At 65.1% G+C, this 19033-nt stretch carries 16 protein-coding genes; 10 read left to right on the forward strand and 6 right to left on the reverse strand.

Annotated features, from left to right (window positions below; translation table 11 throughout):
- The first annotated feature begins 2 nt into the window (after positions 1 to 2).
- Entirely contained in the window at positions 3 to 1082 is a 1080-nt protein-coding gene (locus tag BLS52_RS11645) for a DNA polymerase IV (RefSeq protein ID WP_483860439.1), read from the forward strand.
- 110 nt (positions 1083 to 1192) lie between these two features.
- Here BLS52_RS11645 and putP read toward each other — a convergent pair whose 3' ends face one another.
- Positions 1193 to 2692, reverse strand: coding sequence for a sodium/proline symporter PutP (gene putP, locus BLS52_RS11650; protein WP_090586898.1), 1500 nt, complete (start codon positions 2690 to 2692; stop codon positions 1193 to 1195).
- A 133-nt stretch (positions 2693 to 2825) separates the two neighbouring features.
- On the opposite strand from putP, the gene BLS52_RS11655 reads away from it, so the two are divergent.
- The gene (locus BLS52_RS11655) at positions 2826 to 3374 is read left to right on the forward strand and encodes an acyl-CoA thioesterase (RefSeq protein WP_090587007.1); all 549 of its coding nucleotides are present in this window, start codon (positions 2826 to 2828) and stop codon (positions 3372 to 3374) included.
- A 5-nt stretch (positions 3375 to 3379) separates the two neighbouring features.
- Here BLS52_RS11655 and BLS52_RS11660 read toward each other — a convergent pair whose 3' ends face one another.
- Positions 3380 to 5302: an acyl-CoA dehydrogenase family protein gene (locus BLS52_RS11660; RefSeq protein WP_175460155.1), complete on the reverse strand. Its 1923-nt coding sequence runs from the start codon at positions 5300 to 5302 to the stop codon at positions 3380 to 3382.
- Positions 5303 to 5513: 211 nt separating this feature from the next.
- Here BLS52_RS11660 and BLS52_RS11665 point away from each other — a divergent pair, with 211 nt between their 5' ends.
- From BLS52_RS11665 to BLS52_RS19140, 4 genes are all read left to right on the forward strand, one after another.
- Complete coding sequence (locus tag BLS52_RS11665; RefSeq protein ID WP_175460156.1) at positions 5514 to 7649, forward strand: VCBS repeat-containing protein; 2136 nt, start codon at positions 5514 to 5516, stop codon at positions 7647 to 7649.
- 101 nt (positions 7650 to 7750) lie between these two features.
- On the forward strand, positions 7751 to 9817 hold the full coding sequence (malQ, locus tag BLS52_RS11670; protein WP_090586903.1) for a 4-alpha-glucanotransferase: 2067 nt from the start codon (positions 7751 to 7753) through the stop codon (positions 9815 to 9817).
- Positions 9818 to 9971: 154 nt separating this feature from the next.
- On the forward strand, positions 9972 to 11357 hold the full coding sequence (locus BLS52_RS11675; protein ID WP_026545123.1) for an OFA family MFS transporter: 1386 nt from the start codon (positions 9972 to 9974) through the stop codon (positions 11355 to 11357).
- A 1-nt stretch (position 11358) separates the two neighbouring features.
- Positions 11359 to 11469: an MFS transporter small subunit gene (locus BLS52_RS19140; RefSeq protein ID WP_425425040.1), complete on the forward strand. Its 111-nt coding sequence runs from the start codon at positions 11359 to 11361 to the stop codon at positions 11467 to 11469.
- Between the two features lie 74 nt (positions 11470 to 11543).
- Here the strand turns inward: BLS52_RS19140 and BLS52_RS11680 are convergent, their stop codons facing one another.
- The 3 genes from BLS52_RS11680 to BLS52_RS11690 all read right to left on the reverse strand — a co-directional run bounded on the left by BLS52_RS11680 (position 11544) and on the right by BLS52_RS11690 (position 14859).
- On the reverse strand, positions 11544 to 12527 hold the full coding sequence (locus tag BLS52_RS11680) for an aldo/keto reductase (RefSeq protein WP_090586904.1): 984 nt from the start codon (positions 12525 to 12527) through the stop codon (positions 11544 to 11546).
- Between the two features lie 23 nt (positions 12528 to 12550).
- Positions 12551 to 13342 carry a ZIP family metal transporter gene (locus BLS52_RS11685; RefSeq protein WP_090586906.1) on the reverse strand — a complete coding sequence of 264 codons (792 nt, stop codon included), beginning with the start codon at positions 13340 to 13342 and terminating at the stop codon, positions 12551 to 12553.
- A 62-nt stretch (positions 13343 to 13404) separates the two neighbouring features.
- Positions 13405 to 14859 carry a glyceraldehyde-3-phosphate dehydrogenase gene (locus BLS52_RS11690; protein WP_090587008.1) on the reverse strand — a complete coding sequence of 485 codons (1455 nt, stop codon included), beginning with the start codon at positions 14857 to 14859 and terminating at the stop codon, positions 13405 to 13407.
- Between the two features lie 318 nt (positions 14860 to 15177).
- Between BLS52_RS11690 and BLS52_RS11695 the strand changes: the two genes are divergently transcribed.
- The 3 genes from BLS52_RS11695 (at position 15178) to BLS52_RS11705 (ending at position 17759) form a co-directional block, all read left to right on the forward strand.
- Complete coding sequence (locus BLS52_RS11695; protein WP_090586907.1) at positions 15178 to 15438, forward strand: antitoxin; 261 nt, start codon at positions 15178 to 15180, stop codon at positions 15436 to 15438.
- Positions 15439 to 15550: 112 nt separating this feature from the next.
- The gene (locus BLS52_RS11700) at positions 15551 to 16588 is read left to right on the forward strand and encodes an isopenicillin N synthase family dioxygenase (protein WP_090586909.1); all 1038 of its coding nucleotides are present in this window, start codon (positions 15551 to 15553) and stop codon (positions 16586 to 16588) included.
- A gap of 67 nt (positions 16589 to 16655) precedes the next feature.
- Positions 16656 to 17759 (forward strand): oxidoreductase, encoded by a 1104-nt coding sequence (locus BLS52_RS11705; RefSeq protein ID WP_090586910.1) that lies wholly within the window; start codon positions 16656 to 16658, stop codon positions 17757 to 17759.
- On the opposite strand, the gene BLS52_RS11710 is transcribed toward BLS52_RS11705, so the two are convergent.
- A complete protein-coding gene (locus BLS52_RS11710) occupies positions 17756 to 18667 on the reverse strand; it encodes a ribonuclease Z (protein ID WP_090586912.1) in 912 nt (303 codons plus the stop codon). The genes BLS52_RS11705 and BLS52_RS11710 overlap by 4 nt on opposite strands.
- A gap of 109 nt (positions 18668 to 18776) precedes the next feature.
- Between BLS52_RS11710 and BLS52_RS11715 the strand changes: the two genes are divergently transcribed.
- Complete coding sequence (locus BLS52_RS11715; RefSeq protein ID WP_090586914.1) at positions 18777 to 19025, forward strand: hypothetical protein; 249 nt, start codon at positions 18777 to 18779, stop codon at positions 19023 to 19025.
- The last annotated feature ends 8 nt before the right edge of the window (positions 19026 to 19033 follow it).

The raw sequence follows: 19033 nt of genomic DNA on the forward strand, positions 1-19033 counted from the left end.
ACGTGAGCCACGGCGAAATCTCCTGGGTGCTGCACGTCGATCTTGACCAGTTCATTGCGGCGGTCGAGGTGCTGCGGCGCCCTGAACTGGCGGGCAAGCCGGTCATTGTGGGCGGCCGCGGCGACCCCACCGAACGCGCGGTGGTCTCGACCGCGTCCTACGAGGCTCGCGCATTCGGCGTGGGCTCCGGAATGCCCCTGCGGATCGCCGCCCGGAAGGTACCCCATGCCGTGATTCTGCCGGTGGACCATGAAGCCTATCTCGCCGCGTCGGAGCGGGTCATGGCCGCCCTGCGGGCCCAACCCGGAGCCACCGTCCAGGTACTCGGCTGGGATGAGGCCTTTGTAGGGGTGGTCACCGGTGACCCGGAGACCTGTGCTCGACGTCTCCAGAAAGCTGTACTCGAAGCGACCCGGCTGCACTGCAGCGTCGGGATCGGCGACACCCTGGTTCGCGCGAAAGTGGCGACCGGATTCGCCAAGCCGGCAGGTGTCTTCCGGCTCACCGCCGACGACTGGCTTAAGGTAATGGGAGCCAGGCCGACAATTGACCTGTGGGGCGTGGGGCCGAAGATCTCCCGGCGGCTCGCCGCTTCCGGCATCAGCACTGTTGCCGAACTCGCTGCCTGCCACCCGGAGGACCTCGTGCAGGAGTTCGGTCCGAAGATGGGCCCCTGGTACGCGCAGCTGGGACGCGGTGACGGCGAACGTACGGTCGATGACACCCCTTGGGTTGCGCGGGGGCACAGCCGCGAGACGACGTACCAGCAGGACCTCACCGCGCCGTCACAGGTCGAGGATGCGGTCCGCGAACTGGTGGCGCGGGTCCTGGAGGATGTTGTCGCCGAGGACCGCCCGGTCATCGGGTTGACGCTCAAGGTACGGTACGCGCCGTTCTTCACCAAGACCTATGCCCGGCGGATTTCCGAGACGTTCGACCGCGAAGCGGTGCTTGCCGGTGCCCTGGCCCTCCTCGGGAAGGTCGAACCGGGAAGGCCCATCCGGCTCCTCGGGTTCCGTGCGGAGATGGTGATGCCCGAAGAGGCACGGAAGGGGCACACCCCGACGCGCAGCGGATGGTGAGCCGCCGAGGGCCTGATGTGAGCCGTCGTCGGCCTTTAACGCAGATCGGCTCCCCACCCGCCGCGAAGCAGGCGCTGCGGAGCAGGGTGGGGAGCCGAGGTGCAGTGAGGCTAGGAAACCGTGACCGGTTCCTTGCGCTCGGAGACGCCGGCGACGGCGGCATCGAACTCTGCCTCGATCTCCGGATTGGGCTTCCAGGTCAGCCGGCTCACGACGGCGGCGACCGCCAGGTTGGCGAAGAAGCCTGGAACGATCTCGTACATGGTGGACGACAGCGGCGAATTGCCCCAGGCGAAGACGGTGGCCGCGCCGACGATCATGCCGGCCAATGCGCCCGGCATGGTCAGCTTGCGCCAGAACAGCGACAGGAGCACCGCGGGTCCGAAGGACGCGCCGAACCCTGCCCACGCGAAGGCAACCAGTGCGAGGATCGACTCGTTACGGCCGGAGGCGAGGATGATCGCGACAATCGCGACGACGAGCACGCCGAGGCGGCCGAGGATCACGCCCTGCTTCGCAGAGAGGGTCTTCTTGGACACCATGTTGTAGAGGTCCTCGACGAGGGCCGAGGAGCACACCACGAGCTGGGAGGAGATGGTGCTCATGATGGCCGCGAGGACAGCGGCGAGCACAATTCCGGCAACGAACGGGTGGAAGAACGCCTGCGACAGCGAGAGGAACACGGCCTCGGGATCGGTGAGGGTGAGCTGGGGGTTCTGCTGGAAGTAGGCGATTCCCACCAGCGCGGTGGAGACTGCGCCGAGAACCGTCAGGACCATCCAGCCGATGCCGATGCGGCGTCCGGCCTTCGCGTCCTGCGGGGTCCGCAGCGCCATGAAGCGGACAATGATGTGCGGCTGTCCGAAGTAGCCAAGACCCCAGGCGGCCGCGGATAGGATCGCCAGCACGGAACCGCCGGCCACGAAGTTCAGCATCGAGGGGTCAACGGCGCTGATGGACTCGGTCATGCCTGCGAAACCGCCCACCTGCACGAACCCGATGATCGGCACAACAATCAGCGCGAGCAGCATCAGGACGCCCTGCGCCACGTCGGTGAAGGTGGCGCCCATGAAGCCGCCGAACAGGGTGTAGGAGATGGTGACCGCCGCGACGATGACCATCCCGAGGGTGTAGTCCGAGTTGAAGGAGGACTCGAAGAAGACGCCGCCGGCAACCATGCCGGAGGACACGTAGAACGTGAAGAACACCAGGATGATGACACCCGAGACGATGCGGAGGAGCCGTGAACGGTCCTTGAGCCGGTTCTCCAGGAAGCTCGGCACAGTGATCGAGTTGTTGGACACCTCGGTGTAGCTCCGCAGCCGCGGCGCGACAAACTTCCAGTTGAGCCAGGCACCGATGGTCAGGCCGATGGCGATCCAGACCTCAATCAGGCCGGACAGGTAGATCGCGCCGGGCAGTCCAAGCAGCAACCACCCCGACATGTCGGAGGCTCCCGCGCTGAGCGCAGCAACGCCCGGCTTGAGCCCGCGGCCTGCGAGCATGTAGTCGTCGAGATCGGAAGTTTTCCGGAAGGCGTACCAGCCGATTCCCAGCATGGCGATCATGTAAAGCGCCATAGCCAGGTATTGCCAGGTCTGGTCAGTCATGTGTTCCTTTCACAGTTTCCTTGGGATTGGCTGAGTGCAGCCGCCCACTATTCCAAGAATCTGGACGCATGGCTAATAAAGTGATCTATTCCACGATCAAAATGCTGTTGTTACCGGCCGGTAGTATGGCATGATGCACCTGATCTTGCGCACCCTCTGGACGCTCTTCGCGTCCCGCCGTCGCCCGAAACTTTCCGTCTGGGATTCAGCCTCCCTGCCCCTGCGGGTTCAGCTCACCGACATCGATATCGCCATGCACGTCAACAACGGCATGTACCTCGCGCTGATGGACCTCGGCCGGTTCGATCTGATGATCCGCAGCGGGGTCTGGCGCATCATGCGGCGGAGAGGCTGGACCCCGGTGGTGAACGCCGAAACCATCACCTTCCGGAAGTCGCTTCAGCTAGGGCAGCGCTACACGATCGAGACCCGGATCCTGGGATTCGACGAGCGCGCTATCTTCTTCGAGCAGCGCATGGTGCACGACGGCGAAATCTACGCCCGTGCCTACATCGCCACGCGTCTGCTCAGCTCCCAGGGGCCGGTGCCGAACGAGGAGATCTTCGAGGCGCTGGGCAATCCGCCGGAGGGCCTGGTGCTACCCGACTGGATTCACGAATGGCGGTTGAACACGGCGCTGCCCAGCACGCGCAAGCCCGCCCGGCATGAGTGGGTTCAATAGAGGAATCAGCGATACCGGCGATGCAGATCCGGCGCGTCCAGCGGCGTTCCATCTGCCTCCGCAATCCAGGGTCCGCTTCCCTCCGACTGGTCGAGAATTCCCTCCTCAAGCCATGAATGGCGTCCGTCGAGGATACTCCGTGCGAGCTTATAGTCGGCGGAGTCCGTGTTCCTCCAGAGATCGGTGAACAGCTGCTCGACCCGCAGGCGCCCCTGCCCGCAGAAAACCTCTGCCAGGTCACCGGCCTCCCGCCGCCCCTGGCCCTGGAGGTGCTTTGCGTGTGAGCAGGTGGCGGCCATGGCGAACAGTTCCGCTCCGATGTCCACGATCCGCCCCAGGAACACCTGCCGGTGCTCAAGTTTCGCCTGCCAGCGCGCCATTCCCAGGAAGGTATGACGTGCAAGGCGGCGTGAGGCCCGTTCCACGTAGCGGACGTGCCGGGCCAGCCGTCCGAAATCGGAGTAGGAGCGCGGCGACAGGCCCGGCCCGGCCACCAGATGCGGGAGCCAGCCCGCGTAGAACCCGCTGGCGCCGGCTGCCGCTTTTGCCTTTGCCCGGAAGTCAGCGTCCGACGACGCGAGGTCACCTGCCGCCGCAAGGTGGGCATCGACTGCCTCCCGGGCGATCAGCAGGTGCATAATTTCCGAGGAGCCCTCGAAGATCCGGTTGATCCGCAGGTCCCGCAGCTGCTGTTCGGCAGGAACCGCCCGTTCTCCCCGAGCCTTGAGCGACGCCGCAGTCTCATACCCGCGGCCTCCGCGGACCTGAACCAGTTCATCGGCGATCCGGTAAGCCATCTCGCTGGACCACAGCTTCGCAAGGGCAGCTTCGATGCGGACGTCCTTCTGTCCCGAATCGGCCAGCGCCGCAGACAGTTCAAAGACAGACTCAAGGGCAAAGGCGGTGGCGGCAATGAAGGAGATTTTCTGTGCGACTGCCTCATGATGGCCGATCGGCCGGCCCCACTGCACTCTGGCGTTGGACCATTCGCGGGCAATTTTCAGTGACCATTTGCCTGAGCCTGCGCAGTTGGCCGGGATGGAGAGCCGGCCCGTGTTGAGGGTGGTCAGGGCAATCTTGAGGCCCTGTCCCTCCCTGCCCAGGCGGTTGGCGACCGGTATCCGGACATTGTTGAACCGGGTGACTCCGTTTTCGATCCCGCGCAGACCCATGAACGCGTTGCGGTGGGTCACGGTGATGCCGGGTGCGTCAGCCTCGACCACAAAAGCGGAAATGCCGCCTGGTCCGCCGCTGTGCGGCGGAACCTTCGCCATCACCACCACCAGCTCGGCGATCACACCGTTGGTGGTCCATAGTTTGCTGCCGTTGAGTACGTACGTGCCGTCGTCGTCATTACGGGTGGCGGTGGCACTCATGCGGGCTGGGTCGGATCCGACATCGGGTTCGGTAAGCAGGAAGGCCGAGATCGCGCCCGACGCGCAACGCGGAAGATACTCCTGCTTCTGCTCGGGTGTGCCGAACATGCGCACGGGTTCGGGTACGCCGATGGACTGGTGCGCGGAGACCAGGGCACCCAGACTGGGGTGGACCGACGTGAGCAGCATCAGGGCGCGCCCGTAATAGGTCAATGAGAGACCCAACCCGCCATATTCGCGGGGGATCTTGATGCCGAAGACGCCGAGAGCGGTGAGATCCCGCAGATATTCGTCCGGGATGCGTGAATCCCGCTCGATCACTTGTCCGTCCAGCCGTTCCAGCAGCGAGGTGAGCCGGCGAAGGAATTCTTCGCCGTCGTCGTTCTCCGTATAGAAGGAGGCTGGCTGGGGGTGGATCAGCGAGATATCGCAGCGGCCCAGATACAGGCCCTTGGCGAAGCTCGGGCGGTTCCACTCGGTCTCGCGGGCGGACTCGGCCACCTCCCGGGAAGTGCGTTCGTTGACGTTCTCCTGAAATGTTTCGGCGCTCATGGCAGGCCCTTTCAGTGGCAGGCTCCGCCAGCCGGAACCGGCCATATCTAATGCTACTCCCCAGTAGGAAACCGAATACTAGCGTCATATAAGCGGTTTGAAGAACGCCCTCTATGTTTTCCCAAGAATTGTCCAAGGAATGGGGAGCACCCTGTGGAAACCGGACCCGTTAGTAAGCATGGTTTCGGTTACAAAACGAGGGAGCTCTGAAATGTCCAACCACCAACCTGCGGTCAGCCCCCCTTATGGGCGCCGTACAATTCGTCTCACATCATCTGTTCTTACCAGCGCACTGCTTATTACTGCACTTGCGCCTCTTGCGGCCGGCCCTGCACAGGCCGAGCTTGCCGCAGTCGGTCCCATCGATGCTGCGACCGGCTATCCGGCGTGGTACTCGGACGGAACAGTTCGCCTGAAGCTGTGCGTTGACCCGGCCGAGGGATGTCTCGCTGAATTGCCGGATCCGAACGCACCCATCTCCCATCCGGACAATTTTCCGGGTGAATCCTTCTGGTTCGCAGCGGAGGCTTCGGGCGGAAACCTTCGCCTTTACGAGGCCGCACTGGAAGCGGCGCATACCACCGAGGAAGCCGTGGCGGGTGAGCAGATTGCCTTCGCTCGGCTTCGATTCCGCCTGACCGGACTGGTCAACGGCGCTGAGTACACCATCACCCACCCCTACGGCGTACACACCTTCACCGCCGCTGCAGGTGGTATCAATGTCACTATCGATGAAGGGGACTGCGCAACATCGCCCTGCAATTTCGACCTCGCACGTGATGCGTTCCTCGGTGATTTCGGGGGACCCGGACAGACTGCCACCTTCCTTCGGCAGGAAGGCGCGGCACCGGGCACGATCGGAAGCATCAACGCCTCACTCCCCGTCACGGGTGCTCCGTCCGGCAATAACTTCGTCCAGGTCGACGGGCCGAACGCAGGTGGACCTGGTGTGAATACTCTGACGGTGGACCGGTTCGCCGTCCAGGGTGTTATCTCAACCGACGTGGATGGAGCGCCGTCCACGCCGGACCTCGCCGCTGCGAGCGATACGGGCCGTTCCAGCGCTGACAACATCACCAACGCGACGACGCCTACCTTCACCGGCACGGCCACTGCTGGCTCAACGGTGGAGCTTGTTGTAGACGGGGCCGCGACCGGAGTAACGACTGTAGCAACCGGTGGTGCGTACTCGCTCACGGCGGTGGCACCGCTCGCGGACGGAGCGCACCGCATCATAGCGAGGATAAACGGGGACCCCAACCTCGATTCCGCGCCGCTTGCCATCACGGTCGATACCGTAGCCCCGGCGGCGTCGGTGGCACCACCGCTGCCGTCCAACCCCAGCGCAGACGCTACCCCGACCCTCAGCTTCACGTCGGAGGCGAACGCAAACTTCGAATGCCAGTTGCTTCCCAGCAACCCGATCTTCGCGCCATGCACCTCGCCGCACACCTACGACGCACAGCTGAACGGTGACTACACCTTCAACGTCCGGGCAACGGATGTCGCGGGCAATACCGGCGCCAACGCCACCTATGCCTGGCGCATCGGCACAACCACACCACCACCGCCACCTCCGGCGGGCACCGCCGAGCAGAAGGACATGAACGGTGACGGCAACCCCGACATCGTGGCAAGGGACTCCGGCGGACGGCTCTGGCTCTACCCCTCGACCGCCGCAGGCGGCTTCGGCAGCCGGATCCAGATCGGCAGCGGCTGGGGTTCCATGAACGCCATCCTGCAACCGGGTGACTTCAGCGGCGACGGACGCTCCGACATCATGGCCCGCGACACGTCCGGACGGCTCTGGCTCTACACCGGAACCGGAACGGGACGGATCAACGGCGGCGTCCAGGTCGGCAACGGCTGGCAGGGCATGACCGCGCTGATCACACCGGGTGATTTCAACGGTGACAACAGAGTTGATCTGCTGGCCCGCAGCTCCACCGGTGCACTCTACCTGTACCCCGGCAACGGGGCAGGCGGATGGGGTGCCCGCACCCAGCCAGGTTCCGGATGGGGCGGCTTCACGACCCTGCTCAGCACCGGTGACTTCAGTGGTGACGGCAACTCCGACGTCATCGCCCGCACCTCCACCGGCGCCCTCTGGCTCTATCGCGGCAACGGAACCGGCCGGTTCGGTACCGCCAACCAGATCGGCTCCGGCTGGAACGGTTACACCATCACCGGTCCAGGCGCCTGGGGCACCGCGGACGCCAACAGTGACCTGGTGGCCCGTGACAGCGCCGGCGGACTCTTCGTCTACCGCGGAAACGGCACCGGCGGTTTCGTCGGATCCCGCACCCAGATCGGCAACGGCTGGGGTGGTTTCACCATCGTCCAGTAGCTGACCGAACCACCTGAACAACAGGAGATCCCCTCCCGCTTAGGCAGGAGGGGATCTCCTGCATGTCAGCAGGACGCGCCTCCAACCAATAGATTAGGAAGATGGCTGAGCAAACTCCCCTCCAGCACCTTGCCGAGCAGTACCGCGTCGGAACCACCTTCAAGGGGTGGGACGGCGCGCCCCGGACGGTCAGCGATGACACCCTGGTGTCGGTCCTCACCGCGCTGGGAGTTGACTGCGCAACCGACGACGACATCGCAGCCTCCCTCCGCGCTGCAGAACGCGCGCCGTGGGCGCGGACGCTTCCTGCCGCCGTCGTCGTCCGCCAGGGCGATCCCACCACTGTGCCCGTGAATGTGCCTTCCGGCGCCGCGCCGTCCCTGCGCATCGAACTGGAGGACGGGACGGAGCTGCCGCTGACCGTGGGCAGCCCCCAGACCGGGGACGCGGATGGGATCAGCCGCTTTGCTGTGGACCTGCCGCCCGATCTGCCGCTCGGCTGGCATTCGCTGGTTGCGTCCGTCGGCTCGGCCGAGACCAGCTGCGCGCTGGTGGTGACTCCGAGACGGCTCAGCACCGCCGACAGGCTGACCCGCACCTGGGGGCTCATGGCGCAGCTGTATTCGGTTCGCTCGGAGGCCTCGTGGGGAATCGGGGACCTCGACGACCTCGCGCGGCTTGCCGAGATTTCCGCTGCGAAGGGTGCGGGCTTTGTGCTGATCAACCCGCTGCACGCGGCGCAGCCCAAGCCTCCAGTGGAGGCGTCTCCCTACCTTCCGAGTACCCGCCGGTTCTTCAACCCCATCTATCTCAGGGTGGAGAACGTTGCGGAATTCGGCGGTCTGTCCGGGGCGGAGGCGGAGACGGTCCGCAACCTGGCCGCCGGGTTTAAGGCCGCGAACCACAATGCAGAAGTGATTGACCGGGACCCGAGCTACGCCGCCAAACTGCAGGCGCTGGAGCTGATCTTCGCCGTCGGACGTACTCCCGAACGGGAGGAAGCCTTCCAGCGGTTCCGCGAGGAGGCAGGCCCCGGCCTGGAGAACTTCGCACTGTGGTCGGCGCTCGCCGAGACGCTCCCGGAGGGTGCTGCTGAGTGGGAGGATCCCGAATACCTCGAGGCCCAGCGGGTACGGCTCGGTTCCCGGATCGAGTTCCATGCCTGGCTGCAGTGGCTCTGCGATGAACAGCTCGAGACAGCGCAGCGGGCCGCCGCCGCAGCCGGGATGAACCTTGGCATCATGCACGACCTCGCGGTTGGGGTCCATCCCGCCGGCGCCGACGCGTGGACCCTCCGCGACGTCCTGGCCTCGGGAATCAGCGTCGGCGCGCCGCCGGACATGTTCAACCAGCAGGGACAGGACTGGGCCCAGCCGCCCTGGCACCCGGAACGGCTCGCGGAATCCGGCTACGCCCCCTACCGGGATATGCTGCGCACCATCCTTCGCCATGCGGGCGGGATCCGGATCGACCACATCCTCGGACTGTTCCGCCTCTGGTGGATCCCGCAGGGCTCCAGCCCCGGGAACGGAGCCTACGTCTACTACGACCACGAGGCCCTCATCGGCATCCTCGCCCTCGAAGCGGAACGGGCAGGTGCCGTGGTGGTCGGTGAAGACCTCGGCGTCTTCGAGCCCGGAGTGCAGGAGTACCTGGCGGAGCGCGGCGTCCTGGGCACCTCAATCCTGTGGTTTGAGTACGACGACGAAGAACCGCGTCCCGCCGAGCAGTACCGGACAGCGTGCCTCACCACGGTCACCACCCACGACCTGCCGCCCAGCGCCGGCTACCTCGCCGGACGGCACGTGGAACTGCGTGAGCGGCTGGGTCTGTTGGGCAGGCCTGTGGAGGAGGAGAAAGAAGCGGACCGGGAAGCGCAGGAGCAGGTGCTGTCGCTGGTCCGCTCCACCACCGGCACCCGGCCGGCAACGGTGCAGGAGACGGTCGAGGCCATGCACACGTTCATCGCGACAACGCCGTCCGTGCTGCTCGGTGTAGCGTTGACGGACGCCGTCGGCGAGGAGCGGACGCAGAACCAGCCAGGCACCACAGCCGAGCAGTATCCCAACTGGCAGGTCCCGCTGGCGGGTCCGGACGGCGTCGTGCTCGTTGAGGACCTGGCTGAGCTGGCCCGGTTCGAATCGCTGGTGCGTTCCATCCAACCGTAAACCGACTACGAACACCGTTCATCGCGTCAGAATGACCGTTCACCGCACGACGGCGGTGCTTGCTCCAGGCAACGTGTGACCTAATGCACAATATTCTGTGGTGGGGGCTGAGCGGACGATGACGTCCAACAATAGAGAAAGAGGCATTCCGTCCATGAGCTGGCTCGACAGGGATCACACCATAGCCCCACCCGGATTCAACCGCTGGCTGATTCCGCCGGCAGCACTCGCCGTGCATTTGTGCATCGGCCAGGCATACGCAACCAGCGTCTACAAGACGGCGCTGGTGGAACACTTCGACGCAAGTCTGACGCAGATCGGTCTGATCTTCTCCATCGCCATTGTGATGCTCGGCCTGTCCGCGGCCGTCATGGGCACCTGGGTTGACACGAACGGACCGCGCAAGGCCATGTTCACCTCAGCAATGTTCTGGGTGAGCGGCTTCCTGGTGGGTGCTCTCGGCATCTTCACCAACCAGCTCTGGCTGGTCTATCTCGGCTACGGCGTCATCGGCGGAATCGGCCTCGGTATCGGCTACATCTCGCCCGTGTCCACGCTGATCAAGTGGTTCCCGGACCGGCCGGGACTGGCCACCGGAATGGCGATCATGGGGTTCGGCGGCGGTGCGCTGATCGCCAGCCCGCTGTCCACCCAGCTGCTCAGGATGTATGACCCGAACTCGGGCGCTGAAGGATGGGTTGCCAGCGGTGAAGCCGTGGGAATGCTCTTCGTGACACTCGCAGTGATCTACCTCATCTACATGGTGTTCGGTGCTTTCACCATCAAGGTTCCCGCTGCGGACTGGCGTCCGGAAGGGTTCGATCCGAGCACGCTGAAGTCGAAGCCGCTTGTCACCACTGACCATGTGTCGGCCAAGAACGCCATCCGCACCAAGCAGTTCTGGCTGATCTGGATTGTGCTCTTCTGCAACGTCACGGCCGGGATCGGCATTCTTGAGCAGGCTGCACCCATGATCCAGGACTTCTTCCGCCAGCCTGACGGCATCAGCGCCGTTTCGGTGGCGGTGGCCGGCGGTTTTGTCGGTCTGCTGTCCATCGGCAACATGGCGGGTCGGTTTGTCTGGTCGAGCACCTCGGACCACATTGGCCGCAAACGCATCTACATGGTGTACCTCGGTGTCGGTGCCATCCTTTACACGGTACTTGCCCTTGCGGGTGCCTCAACCACCATCCTCTACGTGCTGCTCGCGTTTGTGATCATCTCCTTCTACGGCGGCGGTTTCGCCACTGTCCCGGCGTACCTCCGCGACCTGTTCGGCACGTTCCAGGTGGGCGCCATCCACGGCCGCCTCCTGACGGCCTGGTCCGCAGCCGGCATCGCCGGACCGCTGATCGTGAACGGGTTCCTTGATGCACGCGGTACTCCCGGGCAATTGGTTGCGGCGGATTACCAGCCCGCCCTCCTAACCATGGTTGGCCTGCTGATCATCGGGTTCATTGCAAACCTGCTGATCAAGCCTGTGGATTCGCGCTTCCACGAACCGAAGAAGACAATTACCGAACCCGCAATGGAGGCATGAGATGGAAATCAGCAAGGCACGACTGACCGTTGTCTGGGCACTCGTGGCAGTGCCCCTGGCCTACGGGATCTTTATGACACTCACCCGGGTGGCCGCACTGTTCACTGGCTAGCCCGGAATTGACAGACCAGAAGACGCCGCCGTGGACGATGTTGACGGCGGCGGTCTTCTGTGGGGTACACGTACCTACCAGCGCGGGTGGACGGCTTCCCGGAAGTGCCGGTCGTAAATGTCCTGGACACCGGTGCTCATGCTGTTGCCGACCTCGGAATGTCCCCCGGCTTCGGCGTTTGCCCGTGCCTGGGCAGCGGACCGGGCTCCGGGAATTACAGTGCTCACGCCGTCCTGCGCGATGATCCAGGCGAGCGCCGCCTGGGCGGTACTCACGCCGTCCGGCACCAGGGCGCTGAACTCCTGTGCCGCTGCCAGGCCGGTCTCGAAGTCCACTCCCGAGAACGTCTCGCCGACGTCGAACGCCGCACCCGTCCGGTTGTAGTTGCGGTGGTCATCTTCGGGGAACGCGGTGTCCTTGCTGTATTTGCCGGACAGGAGCCCCGAGGCCAGCGGAACCCTGGCGATAATTCCGACGCCGGCCTGCCGCGCGGCGGGAAGTACTTCATCGAGCGGCTTGAGGCGGAAGGCGTTGAGGATGATCTGCACGGTGGCGGTGTTGCCCCGCCGGATTGCTTCGAGAGCCTCATCGGTCCTCTCCACACTGACTCCGTAGTTCCGGATCACTCCTTCTGACACGAGTGTGTCCAGTGCGTCGTACACCTCGGTTGAGGAGTACACGGCGGAGGGAGGGCAGTGCAGTTGGACGAGGTCCAGGGTGTCCTGCCGGAGGTTGCGGCGCGAGCGGTCGGTCCACTCGCGGAAGTTGCTGAGGGTGTAGTACTCCGGAACCTGGTCCACGCGTCGGCCCATCTTGGTGGCGACAGTGATGTCCAGTCCCGGGTTGTCCGCGAGGAATGCGCCGATGGTCTGCTCGCTGCGTCCGTCGCCGTAGACATCCGCGGTATCGAAGAAGTTCACGCCCGCGTCAGCCGCGGCTTCCAGGACGGCGGTGGCGTCCTTCGGCTCGACTGAGCCCCAGTCCGCCCCGAGCTGCCACGTACCCAGCCCGATCACCGATACATTGCGCGCTGTCTTGCCAAGAGTGCGTTGTTCCATTGTTCGACTATAGGGCGGCAGACTCACATCAGCGACAGGACGAACGCCAGGACAAATCCTGCCGCCGTGCTCAGGGCAACGGCGGGCCCGCCGTGTTCATACGCCTCAGGCATCAGGGTGTCCGCCAGGGACGCGATCACGGCACCGGCGGCAAAGGCCAGGGGTAGTGAGATGGTCTGCGGATCCGCGCCGGAGAGCGGACCGGCACCGATCACGACGGCGGCCACCAGCAGTACCGCACATGCTGTCCAGAGGCCCAGGATCTTGCCCCTGGACATGCCCTGGCTCTGCATCGAGGACGAGCCGACCAGAGCCTCGGGCAGGTTGGAGACAAAGATCGCGGCGAGGAGCGCCAGCCCGCCCGTGCCCTCACCCAGGGCTACGCCGAGGGCCACGTTCTCCGGGATGCCGTCGAGTGTGACCGCGGCGAGAAGCGCGAGTCCCGCTGCTCCACGGGTGGAGACGCTTGATGACTTCTTCTCCTGCGCGGCGGCGTCGGTATCGAGTTTGGCGCTGCCCTGGTATTCGTCAGCCGGAACGTCCTGCTCTCCCGGCTGGGCCCACTTGTCCAACAGGGCGCTCAGCACGGTGAAGACCACGGCACCGGCGAACAGCCCGCCCGCGGCAAGGACTATTCCGCCGTGCTCATAGGCATCGAAGAACAGCTCGAACGCCAGGGCCGTAATGAGCGATCCGGCGGCGAAAGCCAGCAGCATTGCGAGGATCCGCTTCGGCAGTTCGAAGCGGATACCGATGAGTGAGCCGATAATGAGCGGCGTTGACGCGATGACCCCGAACAGCAGCGACGTTCCCATGCGCGCAAGTATAGGAGCGTGGACGAGCCCGTGGGGGCCGGCTTCCGGGCCCCCGCCCGTGGCTAGCGCGTGGCGGCGAGCTCCGCCGTCGGCACTGCTTCCTTCGCCGGGAACGAGGGCGGGTTGACGCCGGCCATTTCCTCCATGACGCGCACTACCTGGCAGCTGTACCCGAACTCGTTGTCGTACCAGACGTAGAGGACAAGGTTCCTCTCGTTGCAGATGGTGGCAAGGCCGTCTACGGTGCCGGAACGGCGGGAGCCCACAAAGTCGGTCGAGACGACGTCGGGGGAGTCGATGTAGTCCAACTGCTTGCGCAGGACCGAATGCAGCGACATCTCGCGGAGGTAGTCATTGACGTCGTCCTTGGTTGTCTCGTTCTCCAGGGACAGGTTCAGGATGGCGATCGACACGTCCGGGGTGGGCACGCGGATGGAGCTGCCGGTGAGCTTGCCCTGAAGCTCGGGCAGCGCCTTCGCGACGGCCTTGGCGGCTCCGGTCTCGGTGATGACCATGTTGAGGGCCGCAGAACGTCCGCGGCGGTCGCCCTTGTGGAAATTGTCGATGAGGTTCTGGTCATTGGTGAACGAGTGGACGGTCTCCACGTGGCCGTGCACCACACCGAACTCGTCGTTGATGGCCTTCAGTACCGGGGTGATGGCGTTCGTGGTGCAGGATGCCGCGGTGACAATGCGGTCCCCGGCGGTGATGTCGGTGTGGTTGATGCCGTGGACGATGTTCTTCAGCGAACCCTTGCCCGGAGCGGTCAGCAGCACCTTCGCGACGCCCTTGCTCTGCAGGTGCTGGCTGAGGCCTTCCTCGTCGCGCCAGCGGCCGGTGTTGTCCACCACCAGGGCGTCCTTGATGCCGTACTCGGTGTAGTCGATTGTTGCCGGGTCATTCGAGTAGATGACCTGGATCCGCACGCCGTTGGCGGTGATGGTGTTGGTTTCCTCGTCCACCTGGATGCTGCCTTCGAAGGAGCCGTGTACCGAGTCCCGGCGCAGCAGGCTCCCGCGCTTCATGAGGTCGTTGTCGGCCCCCTTGCGCACCACGATCGCCCGCAGGCACAGGCCGTGACCGCCACCCGCCTTCTCGATCAGCAGGCGGGCCACCAGGCGCCCGATGCGCCCGAAACCATAGAGGACGACGTCGGTGCTCGTGCGTGCGTCGGCACCGCGCTTCCCCACGACGTCGGCCAGCTCCGCCCGGAGGAACTCCTCCAGAGTAGGACCGCCGGCCTCCTCCTGGCTCAACTTGTACTTCTGGTTCAGGCGGGCCACATCGATCGAGGCAGCGCCAAGGTCGAGCTCAGCGAGGGTGCGCAGCAGGGGAGCGGTTTCCTCCAGGAGCAGCTCTTCCTTGCTCATGCGCCGGGCAAAGCGGTGCGCCTTGAGGATGCCCATGGTGGACTTGTTGATGAGGCTGCGCCCGTGGATGCTCGTGACCACGTTGTTTTCACGGTAGAGGCGGCCGATGACGGGAATCATCCCTTCGGCAAGTGCTTCCCGGCTCATCCAGGTGCCGCGGGTGTCGACAAGGTTGTGATCCACGATGATCAGGTCCTCTCTCTGCCGGTTGTTCCGGCATTTTCGCCAACTGACCACGGTGATGGATGCGGGCTGGCCCGCGCAGTCGGCATTTTTTAGATGTGGGCCGCTTGAGAACCTACCGACAACGACGTCGGCGGCGGGCTGCGGCGATGCACCTAGGATAGCCGTCCTGGTTTGCAGGGCATCGCGGAAGGGCAGATCTGTGATGAACGGCATACCGGGGGATCGTTCTTCAGTCGGGCTACGTTGGTACTTGCAGACACGTCGGAAAGGACGGACACCATGGCTTCATTCGGATCGCTCGGCAAAATCGCCAGGAACCTGGCACGCAACCCCAAGGTCCGGGAGGCGCTCAACAGCCCTCAGGCAAAGCAGGTCGGCGGCAAGGTTGTGGACCGGGTGGCGGAGGTTGCTGACCGCGCTACCAAGGGCAAGCACCAGGACAAGATCGATAATGCGCGGGACCAGGCGCACAAGCATCTCCGCAATCCCGGCGACGGGCCGCAGGCCCCAGGGGGTGACACCGGGAATCCGCGCCTTTGAGCTCCATCGCGACGCGTCCCGGACGGGCCCCTTCCTGCACATGAACACCGCGGCGAAACATTGCGTCACAAAGAGGAGTATCAGCTAAGGGCGCTCGCGGTACTCTCCCTAGATGAAGCAATCCCAGCAATCGATTCCCGTGCTCGACCTCAGCACCGCCCGCCGCCCGGATGGATCGTTTGACCCTGGGTTCATCACCCGGCTGCGGGAGGCAGCTCACGTGGTGGGCTTCTTCCAGATCACCAATTACGGGGCCGGCCCATCCCAGGTTGACGGACTTTTCGAGGTGATGAAGCAGTTCTTCGACCTTCCGCTGGAGCAGCGGCTTGCGCTCGACAACCGCAACTCCCCGCACTTCCGCGGCTACGCTCGGTTGGGCACCGAGGTGACCCGGGGCCGGGCCGACTCCCGCGAGCAGATCGATTTCTCTCCCGAACGTGAGCCCGTAGCGGACTACCCTGCTGACCAGCCCTTCTGGCTTCTTCAGGGCCCCAACCAGTGGCCCCGGGAGATCCTTCCCGAAATGGAGCGCCGGGCAATGGAGTGGGCTGGGCTGATGTCCGACGTCGGCGCGGAGCTGCTCGCCGCGATCGCCGTGGCCCTGGGCCAGCCTGAGGACTACTTCGCGGAGCTCTTCGAAGACACCCCGGCCTGGATGGCGAAGCTGGTGCACTATGTCGGCGGGCTCGAGGGCGCAGGGGATCAGGGGGTGGGCCTGCATGCGGATTACGGATTCGTGACGCTGCTGCTGCAGGACGAGGTGGGCGGCCTCGAGGTGCTGCCGCCCGGTGCGGAGGCGCCCATTCCAGTGGAGCCGATCCCCGGCGCGCTCGTGGTGAACCTCGGTGAGATGTTGGAGGTCGCCACCGGGGGCTACCTCCTCGCAACCATCCACCGGGTCCAGGCGCCGCCGCCCGGGGTGGACCGTTATTCGGTGCCCTTCTTCTGGTCGCCCCGGCTGGATGCCGTGGTGCATCCCGTGCCGCTGCCGCCCGAACTGGCAGCTGATGCCCGCGGTATCTCCGACGACCCCGACAACCCGATGCTGTCCACCTACGGCATGAACGTCCTCAAGGGGCGGGCACGCGCGCATCCGGACGTCGCCGAAATCCACCATCCGGACCTCGCCCGGAATATCTCACAGCGCTAGGTCGCTGAGGAAAGCAGGCCGACTGCCGGACTGGTCCGGCGGCAACCTGCTACCCAAGGAGATTTTCATGACGAAGCACTCCCCGCTCTGGGCGCCGATGCGTCTGGGCAACACCGATCTGCAGAACCGTGTTGCGCTGGCACCGATGACCCGGGTCAGCGCCTCGGAGGACGGCCACGCCACCGATCGCATGGGCACCTACTACGAGGGTTACGCGCGCGGCGGATTTGGATTGCTGATCACTGAGGGCATCTACCCTGATACCCGGCACAGCCAGGGATACCTGTTCCAGCCGGGAATAGCGACGCCGGAGCAGGCTGCATCGTGGGCCACCGTGGTGGAGCGCGTCCACAAAGCCGGCTCCCGGATCTTTGCGCAGCTCATGCACGCCGGGTCACAGTCGCAGGGCAACCGTTTTGTCGGGTCTTCGATCGGGCCGTCGGCCATTGCACCGAAGGGCGAACAGCTCGCGTTCTACCGCGGGGAAGGAGCCTACCCCGTCCCGTCGGAGATCACCCGCGAGCAGCTCGCGGAGGTCAAGGACGGATTCGTGAGCGCCGCGCTGCGGGCACAGGAGGCCGGGTTCGACGGTATCGAGATTCACGGTGCCAACGGCTACCTGCTGGACCAGTTCCTCACGGACTACCTGAACGAGCGCACCGATGAGTACGGCGGATCCGTGGAGAACCGCGTCCGGTTCCCCGCAGAGGTAACCCGGGCGGTCCGCGAGGCGGTGGGCCCAGGCATGACCGTGGGTATCCGCATCTCCCAGGGCAAGGTAAGCGACAACGAGCACAAATGGGCCGGCGGCGCCGAGGACGCACGGGTCATCTTCGAGGCACTGGCCGCCACCGGCATCGATTTTGTGCACACCACCGAATACCGTGCGGCAGCACCCGCCTTCGGCGACAGCGGGCCGTCGCTTGCGACGCTCGCAAAGAAGCACACCGGGCTCCCGGTGATCGCCAACGGGAACCTCGATGATCCGGACGCCGCGACGGCCCTGCTGGAGGATGGCACGGCCGATGTCGTGGCGCTCGGAAAGGCTGCGCTCGCGAACCGTGATTGGCCGCGGCGGGTGCGCAGCGGCGTCGGGCTGGCTGAACTGGACGGGAGCATCTTCGCGCCGGTTGCGGACGTGAAGGACTGGGAGTTGGAACTCCCCGCCTAGGGTGCAGCGGCGCGGCGGCGCTTTGGGAGCGGTATCCGGTCCAGGTCATTTGCCGCGATGACCTGTGTGCCGCTCCCGCCGGAACCGACGACGGCGGCCCTCGCTTGGGCGGCCAACACGTCCACATCCGGATAGCGGGAGGAAAAGTGCGTCAGCACCAGCGTTCCCGCCTTGGCGTTGCCCGCCAGCGCCCCGGCCTGGCCTGCGGTGAGGTGTAGATACTGGTCTGCCAGGGCGGCGTCGTCGTCGCTGAAGGTGGACTCGGCGACCAGCAGGTCAACGCCGTCCGCCAGCGCGTCGGCGCCCTCGCACTCAGCGGTGTCCATGACGAAGGCAAAACTTTGACTGGGACGCGGCACGCTGACGTCCCGGAGCGTGATGTTGCCGATCCGCCCCTCCCGCTGGAGGCGGCCGACGTCGGGCCCGGTGATCCCGGCGGCGGCAAGCCGTTCCGGCAGCAGGGTACGCGAGGAGGGCTCGGTGAGACGGTAGCCGTACGCCTCGATCCGGTGCCGCAACGGCTGGACCTCGAGCCCACCGGCAATGGGTCCCGCTGCTCCGTGCGGCGTGAGCCTCAGGTCAAGGCCCGGTGTCGCGAGGGAGACCAGGGCACGGACCGTTTCTTCCCCCGAGTCCGGGTAGTGCAGGTGCACGGGGTGGGTGACGCCGTCGAGCACCATGCGGGACAGGACGCCTGGCAGGCCGAAACAGTGGTCACCGTGGAGGTGGGTGAGGCAGATGCGCGTGATGCCGGACGCACTGACCCCCGCGTGGGTCATCTGGCGCTGGGTGCCCTCACCCGGATCGAACAGCAGGCCTTCACCGTCCCAGCGGAGCAGGTACCCATTATGGTTGCGCGTGCGGGTCGGGACCTGGGAGGCGGTACCGAGAATCACGAGTTCGCGCATGGATCGAGTCTGCCACCGTTGGAACCCGATTGAGGATCATGGAAACCTACGGGGAATGTCTGCACGGTAACGTTGGCGCATCAAGCGTGAATGATGACAGGAGGAAATCATGGACACCGAAATCGACGACAACCAGAACCCGGTTCAGGACGGTCTTCAGAACGCGCATAATCCCATCTCGCGGGACCCCGAGCGCACCGAGAAAGAGCAGGTAGAGGATCGGGCCGCGGAGAAGGCCGAGGAGGAAGCGGAGGGTGCTGCTGAGGGCGTCAATGAAGCAGCCGGTCCTGCGGAGGATAAAGACAAAGAAGGCGGCGACGACCGCGACCTGACGACGGAGACCAGCCCCAGCGACTAGGGCAGAGG

Origin of the sequence: Arthrobacter subterraneus (genome assembly GCF_900099735.1) — a bacterium.
Classification (GTDB): Bacteria; Actinomycetota; Actinomycetes; order Actinomycetales; family Micrococcaceae; genus Arthrobacter_D; species Arthrobacter_D subterraneus.

What these genes read in the sequence shown, in the direction of transcription:
- putP (WP_090586898.1), bottom strand. Translation starts at nt 2,692, where the DNA reads ATGACTGACCAGACCTGGCAATACCTGGCTATGGCGCTTTACATGATC.
- BLS52_RS11655 (WP_090587007.1), top strand. Translation starts at nt 2,826, where the DNA reads ATGCACCTGATCTTGCGCACCCTCTGGACGCTCTTCGCGTCCCGCCGT.
- BLS52_RS11660 (WP_175460155.1), bottom strand. Translation starts at nt 5,302, where the DNA reads ATGAGCGCCGAAACATTTCAGGAGAACGTCAACGAACGCACTTCCCGG.
- BLS52_RS11665 (WP_175460156.1), top strand. Translation starts at nt 5,514, where the DNA reads ATGTCCAACCACCAACCTGCGGTCAGCCCCCCTTATGGGCGCCGTACA.
- malQ (WP_090586903.1), top strand. Translation starts at nt 7,751, where the DNA reads ATGGCTGAGCAAACTCCCCTCCAGCACCTTGCCGAGCAGTACCGCGTC.
- BLS52_RS11675 (WP_026545123.1), top strand. Translation starts at nt 9,972, where the DNA reads ATGAGCTGGCTCGACAGGGATCACACCATAGCCCCACCCGGATTCAAC.
- BLS52_RS19140 (WP_425425040.1), top strand. Translation starts at nt 11,359, where the DNA reads ATGGAAATCAGCAAGGCACGACTGACCGTTGTCTGGGCACTCGTGGCA.
- BLS52_RS11680 (WP_090586904.1), bottom strand. Translation starts at nt 12,527, where the DNA reads ATGGAACAACGCACTCTTGGCAAGACAGCGCGCAATGTATCGGTGATC.
- BLS52_RS11685 (WP_090586906.1), bottom strand. Translation starts at nt 13,342, where the DNA reads ATGGGAACGTCGCTGCTGTTCGGGGTCATCGCGTCAACGCCGCTCATT.
- BLS52_RS11690 (WP_090587008.1), bottom strand. Translation starts at nt 14,859, where the DNA reads ATGAGCCGGGAAGCACTTGCCGAAGGGATGATTCCCGTCATCGGCCGC.
- BLS52_RS11695 (WP_090586907.1), top strand. Translation starts at nt 15,178, where the DNA reads ATGGCTTCATTCGGATCGCTCGGCAAAATCGCCAGGAACCTGGCACGC.
- BLS52_RS11700 (WP_090586909.1), top strand. Translation starts at nt 15,551, where the DNA reads ATGAAGCAATCCCAGCAATCGATTCCCGTGCTCGACCTCAGCACCGCC.
- BLS52_RS11705 (WP_090586910.1), top strand. Translation starts at nt 16,656, where the DNA reads ATGACGAAGCACTCCCCGCTCTGGGCGCCGATGCGTCTGGGCAACACC.
- BLS52_RS11710 (WP_090586912.1), bottom strand. Translation starts at nt 18,667, where the DNA reads ATGCGCGAACTCGTGATTCTCGGTACCGCCTCCCAGGTCCCGACCCGC.
- BLS52_RS11715 (WP_090586914.1), top strand. Translation starts at nt 18,777, where the DNA reads ATGGACACCGAAATCGACGACAACCAGAACCCGGTTCAGGACGGTCTT.